Origin of the sequence: Flagellimonas meishanensis, from assembly GCF_019880545.1 — a bacterium.
Classification (GTDB): domain Bacteria; phylum Bacteroidota; class Bacteroidia; order Flavobacteriales; family Flavobacteriaceae; genus Flagellimonas; species Flagellimonas meishanensis.
In genome coordinates, this window is sequence record NZ_JAINVW010000003.1 from 1,442,689 (window position 1) to 1,449,086 (window position 6,398).

Consider the following 6,398-nt stretch of genomic DNA (forward strand, 5'->3'; position numbering starts at 1 on the left):
CAAAAATATAGGGGGTGCTTCGTTATTTTTGATAAGATATATTTGTTTTGCCCTTCATTTTACAGGTTAGGTGTTTTCTCCTCTTCAGATTTGAGATAATCACAATTTAAGCACCTTCAAATTTACAAATTGAACATTTTGCAAGTATTTTATATATATGTTGATTATTTTGTTGTAAATCAATAAAAACCTTAGAGTTCATTCATTCATTTTGATATTTTTGATAGAATACCATAATGAAGAAAATGAAAAAACAAGGTTTGTATTTACCCGAGTTTGAGCATGATAACTGTGGTGCTGGGTTCATCTGTAGCCTAAAAGGAAGGAAATCCAACGACATAATACACAAGGCCCTCGAAATTCTGGATAAACTGGAGCATAGAGGTGCCGTAAGTTCCGATGGCAAGACCGGTGACGGTGCCGGTATTTTGATTGACGTACCCCATAATTTCTTTGCGGAAGTCTGCAAGTTTAATCTTCCAGAAGCAGGGGAATATGCCGTTGGCAACGTTTTTCTTCCCCAAAAGGAAAACCAGAGAGACTTTTGCAAATCCGTGTTACAAGAAAATATAGAAAAGCAGGGGCTTCAACTGCTGGGGTGGCGCAACGTTCCCGTAAACCGGTCCGTACCTGGACGTATTGCCTCAGAAACCGAACCTTACGTAGAACAAATGTTTATTGGCAAAGGAGAGGCCCTGGATGATTTTCAGTTCAACCTCAAACTGTTCATAGCCAGAAAAACCACTGAGCATACCATCATAAAAAGCAAACTCTCACAGAGCCAGTTTTTCTATGTGCCCAGCCTTTCCACAAAAATCATAATCTTTAAGGGGCTTTTGGTTCCGAAGGACATCAGCAAATATTACGAAGACCTGCTGGACCCACGGGTGGTGACCCGCTTGGCACTGGTACACCAACGGTTTTCCACCAATACATTTCCAACATGGGACTTGGCCCAGCCGTTCCGATACATGTGCCACAATGGGGAGATCAATACCCTGAGGGGCAATATTTCCAGAATGCTCTCGCGAGAAGAGTTGATGAAGAGCGATTGGTTTGGAGCGGAAATAAAAAACATATTGCCCGTGATACTCCCCGGAAAATCGGACTCTGCCAGCATGGATATGGTCGTGGAACTGTTGTTGATGACAGGTCGCTCGCTGCCAGAAGTCATGATGATGCTAGTGCCCGAAGCATGGGAGAAAAATGCGGAAATGTCACCCTCCAAAAAGGCCTTTTACGAGTACAATTCCTGTTTGATGGAGCCTTGGGACGGTCCTGCCTCCATCCCTTTCACCGACGGGAACTATATTGGTGCCGTTTTGGATAGAAACGGCCTTAGGCCCTCCCGATACTCCGTAACCAAAAAAGGATATGTGATCATGTCCTCCGAAACTGGAGTGGTTGAGTTGGATCCTGAGGATATCGAATTCCACGGACGCCTGGAACCCGGCAAGATGTTTTTGGTGGACATGGTAGAGGGCCGTATCGTAAATGATGAAGAAATCAAGGAATCCATCGCCAAAAAACATCCCTATGAAAAATGGCTGAAAAACAATTTGGTGCATTTGCGGGACATTCCCTATAACGACTGCCCTGTCTTCTACGGTGAATTTCCTTTGGAAGTCAGAAGGTCCGCTTTTGGATATACCCTGGAAGATATCAACACCATCATCATGCCGATGGCAGAAAAGGGCAAGGAACCGATTGGCTCCATGGGTTCGGATACACCAATTGCCGTTTTATCTGAAAGACCACAATTGATCTATAATTATTTCAAACAACTTTTTGCCCAGGTAACCAATCCTCCGTTGGATGGCATCCGTGAAGAATTGATAACCGATATCAGCCTGACACTGGGTAGTGATCAGAATATCTTTGAGATCAATGAGCTGCACTGCAGAAAACTTAAAATCCAGAATCCGGTCATCTCCAAGGAGGATTTGGACAAGATCAAAAATTATGACTCCAGCCCAGATTATAAAGTGGTGTCCATTTCCATCCTCTATGAAATTGCAAAGGGGCATAATGGACTCGAAGAGGCATTGGATTCCATCTTACAACAGGCCCTAAATGCCATTGATGATGGCGCCAACATCATTATTCTGTCCGATAGAATGGTGAGCACCGAAATGGCGGCAATTCCTGCACTTTTGGCTACGTCTTATGTGAACAGTGGCTTGCGAAAAATGGGGCGTCGTTCCAAATTGAGCATCATTGTGGAGTCCGCAGAGCCCAGGGAAGTTCATCATTTTGCCCTCCTTTTCGGGTTTGGGGCAAGTGCCATCAATCCCTATTTGGTGAATGAAATCCTAGGAGAACAGATCAAAGAGAACAACATTACAGAATACACTTTTGATCAAGCCATAAGCAATTACAACAAAGCAGTTGGCAAAGGCATATTGAAGGTGATGAACAAAATCGGGATTTCCACATTGAACTCGTATCGGGGATCCCAATTGTTCGAATGCATCGGCATCAATACCAAAGTAGTGGATAAATATTTCCCAAATACGCCCACCCGTATCCAAGGAATCGGTTTGTATGAAATTGAAAAAGAGGTGGCTAAGCGTCATAACAAGGCGTTCAAAAAACAGGAGTTAGCAGCCAATCTGGATATTGAGATTGGCGGAGAGTATCGTTGGAGGAGAAATGGCGAAAAACACATGTTCAATCCATTAAGCATCGCCAAGCTTCAAAAATCGGTACGCAATAACGAGCCGGAGACCTATAAGGAGTATGCCGAGTTGGTCAATGAGCAATCCAAAAACCTAATGACCATCCGTGGGTTGTTTGAATTTTCAAACTACGATCCCATTCCACTTGAAGAAGTGGAACCCTGGACCGAAATCGTAAAGCGGTTCAAAACAGGAGCAATGTCCTACGGAAGCATCAGTAAGGAGGCCCATGAAAATCTTGCGATTGCCATGAACCGAATTGGCGGAAAAAGCAACTCGGGTGAAGGCGGAGAGGATTCGGCTCGTTTTTATAGAAGTCAGACCGGAGATTGGAAAAATAGCGCCATAAAACAGGTGGCATCAGGTAGATTTGGGGTAACGTCGAACTATCTTACCAATGCGCAGGAAATACAAATAAAAATGGCCCAAGGTGCCAAACCGGGCGAAGGTGGTCAATTGCCAGGCCCTAAAGTGGACCCTGCCATTGCAAAAACACGGAATTCAACACCATATGTAGGCTTGATCTCCCCTCCACCACACCACGACATTTATTCCATAGAAGATTTGTCACAGTTGATCTATGACTTGAAATCAGCAAATCGGGAAGCACGAATCAATGTGAAGTTGGTTTCGGAAGTCGGGGTGGGAACTGTTGCCGCAGGTGTAGCCAAGGCAAAGGCCGATGTTATCCTAATTTCAGGTTTTGATGGAGGAACCGGGGCTTCCCCACTCACCTCGTTGAAACATGCCGGTCTTCCCTGGGAGTTGGGCATTGCCGAAGCACAACAAACACTTGTTCTAAATGACCTCCGGAACCGCGTGGTGTTGGAGTGTGACGGACAATTGAAAACGGGACGGGATGTGGCCATTGCTTGCCTCCTGGGTGCCGAGGAATTCGGATTCGCCACAGCGCCCCTGGTAGCATCTGGCTGTGTCATGATGCGGGTTTGCCACCTGAACACCTGCCCCGTCGGGATTGCAACACAGAACCCTGAATTGCGTAAAAAGTTCCAAGGCAAACCGGAGCATGTGGTGAATTACATGTACTTCGTGGCCCAAGAACTTCGTGAAATCATGGCCAAACTCGGGTTTAGAACGGTTGATGAAATGGTAGGCCAAGTGCAAAAATTGGATAGAAAAAAAGCCTTGGACCACTACAAGGCCGCAGGCATTGACCTGACGCCTATACTGTATCGGGTGGATGTTCCCGAAGGGACCAAGTTGCACAATACCGAAAAACAGGTCCATGATATCCACAAGAGTATTGAGTTTGACATTATTGCACAGGCACACCCCGCTTTGTTCAGAAAAGAAAAGACCTCGTTGGATTTTCTGATTCACAATACGGACAGGGCCGTGGGAGCTATCATAAGTAACGAGATCTCCAAGATCTATGGTGCGGACGGCTTACCCGACAATACCCTTAAACTGAACTTTACAGGTTCCGCAGGACAAAGTTTTGGTGCTTTTGCCACCAAGGGATTGACCATGGTTGTAAATGGCAACACCAATGATTATCTCGGAAAAGGACTCTCTGGAGCCAAACTCGTGGTGAAAGTGCCGTTCAAATCAACCTTAAAACCAGAAGATAATGTGATCACTGGCAACGTAACGCTTTATGGGGCCACTTCTGGGGAAGGCTATATCAACGGAAAGGCAGGAGAGCGCTTCTGCGTGCGAAACTCAGGTGCCAAAGCGGTTGTTGAGGGTATTGGGGACCATGGTTGCGAGTATATGACTGGAGGCATAGCTGTGATCTTGGGAAGTGTGGGTAGAAACTTTGGTGCTGGAATGAGCGGCGGAATTGCCTATGTGTTCAATGCTGATGGTGCTTTTGAGAAAAAATGCAATGGTGAGCATTTGAACCTGCTCCCAGTGGACGAAGATAACGACATCAAACAATTAAGGGAGCTTATCGAAAACCACTACAATGCCACATTGAGTCCCTTGGCTCAGGAGATTTTGGAGCATTGGGAAGCGTGTCTGCCCAAGTTCATCAAAGTATTTCCTGAAGAATACCGCCAAGCCTTGATTCGATTGGAACAGGAAAAAATGGAAACCTTATAACTTTAGCAATGGGAAAGATTACAGGATTTATGGAGTTTGACAGAAAGGTCGAGGCCTATGCCCCTGTCGAAAAGCGCATCAAAAACTATAAGGAGTTCACAGCACCACTTAAGGAGGGAGAGCTAAAAAATCAAGGAGCGCGCTGTATGGACTGTGGCATTCCCTTTTGTCATAGCGGGTGCCCTTTAGGGAATCTAATCCCCGATTTTAATGATGCCGTTTACCATGGAAAATGGGAAAAGGCATCGCAAATATTGCATGCAACCAACAATTTTCCGGAGTTTACCGGACGATTGTGCCCGGCTCCGTGCGAGGAAGCCTGTGTGCTTGGAATCAATGAAGATCCGGTTTCCATTGAGAACATAGAAAAGAATATTGCCGAAACTGCTTTTAAAAATGGGTGGATAAAACCAGAGCCTCCCCTAAAACGTACGGGTAAAAAAGTGGGAGTGATTGGCTCAGGCCCAGCTGGTCTGGCAGCGGCCCAACAATTGAACAGAGCAGGACACAATGTAACTGTTTTTGAACGGGATGAAAAAATTGGAGGCCTTTTGCGCTACGGGATCCCCGATTTCAAAATGGAAAAGCATGTTATTGACAGACGGCTTGAAATCATGGAAAAAGAAGGTATCGAATTCAAAACGGGAGTGCATGTTGGCGTTGACTTGGAGGCCGCCCAACTTAAAAAGGATTTTGATGCCTTGGTGCTTTGTGGCGGTGCAACCGTAAGAAGAAATCTGACCATCCCTGGTTCCGATCTAAAAGGAGTTGTGCAGGCCATGGACTTTCTGCCACAGAACAACCGAAAGGTAGATGGGATTCCATTCATAGGAGAAGACATTTCCGCAAAAGGAAAAAAAGTAATTGTTATTGGCGGTGGTGATACTGGTTCCGACTGTATTGGGACCTCTATTCGTCATGGAGCAGTTTCAGTCATCAATTTTGAAATAATGCCCAAGGGAACAACGGAACGTCCAGAAGAACAACCCTGGCCTTTCTGGCCCATGAGGCTGAGAACCAGCACTTCACATAAAGAAGGGGCCGAACGCATCTTCAGTATTTCCACTAAAAGGTTTGTTGGGGATAGCAATGGAAACCTAAAAGGATTGATCACCTCGGAAGTAACATGGGAAAAAATACCGGGTCAACGTCCTATTTTGAAAGAGGTTGAAGGTACGGAAAAAGAGTGGGAATGTGATCTGGTTCTCTTGGCCCTCGGATTCACTGGTTCAGAACCTACCTTAGCGGACCAATTGGACCTAGAAATGGATGAAAGGACCAACATCAAAGGCTCCTCACTAAATTACCAAACCAATATACCGGGTGTTTTTGTGGCCGGGGACCAACGAAGAGGGCAGTCCCTGATCGTATGGGCCATTTCTGAAGGCAGACAGGCGGCACATCACGTGGATGCGTATTTGATGGGCAAATCCAATCTCCCTTTAAAAGGAGAAGGCGATCTGCCACGAGTTTAGGATAAAAATTATACCCTAGCTAGCTCCCTGAAAATATTTTGGGGAGTTTTTTTTGTGCATAAAAACAAAAAAACGCCCCTCCGTGATGGGGGGCGTTCGAGGAAGGCGGCGACCTACTCTCCCACCTGGTGTGGCAGTACCATCGGCGCTAACGGGCTTAACTTCCCTGTTCGGAATG

At 45.8% G+C, this 6,398-nt stretch carries 2 protein-coding genes and 1 rRNA gene; 2 read left to right on the plus strand and 1 reads right to left on the minus strand.

The annotated features are described in order from the left end of the window. Nucleotides 1–245 precede the first annotated feature (245 nt). Nucleotides 246–4,745: a glutamate synthase large subunit gene (gene gltB, locus K7G75_RS14675; RefSeq protein WP_222984982.1), complete on the plus strand. Its 4,500-nt coding sequence runs from the start codon at nucleotides 246–248 to the stop codon at nucleotides 4,743–4,745. A gap of 8 nt (nucleotides 4,746–4,753) precedes the next feature. Continuing rightward, a complete protein-coding gene (locus K7G75_RS14680) occupies nucleotides 4,754–6,220 on the plus strand; it encodes a glutamate synthase subunit beta (protein WP_222984983.1) in 1,467 nt (488 codons plus the stop codon). 100 nt (nucleotides 6,221–6,320) lie between these two features. On the opposite strand, the gene rrf is transcribed toward K7G75_RS14680, so the two are convergent. Beyond that, nucleotides 6,321–6,398 (minus strand): 5S ribosomal RNA (gene rrf / locus K7G75_RS14905); the annotation flags it as partial.

What these genes read in the sequence shown, in the direction of transcription:
- gltB (WP_222984982.1), top strand. Translation starts at nt 246, where the DNA reads ATGAAAAAACAAGGTTTGTATTTACCCGAGTTTGAGCATGATAACTGT.
- K7G75_RS14680 (WP_222984983.1), top strand. Translation starts at nt 4,754, where the DNA reads ATGGGAAAGATTACAGGATTTATGGAGTTTGACAGAAAGGTCGAGGCC.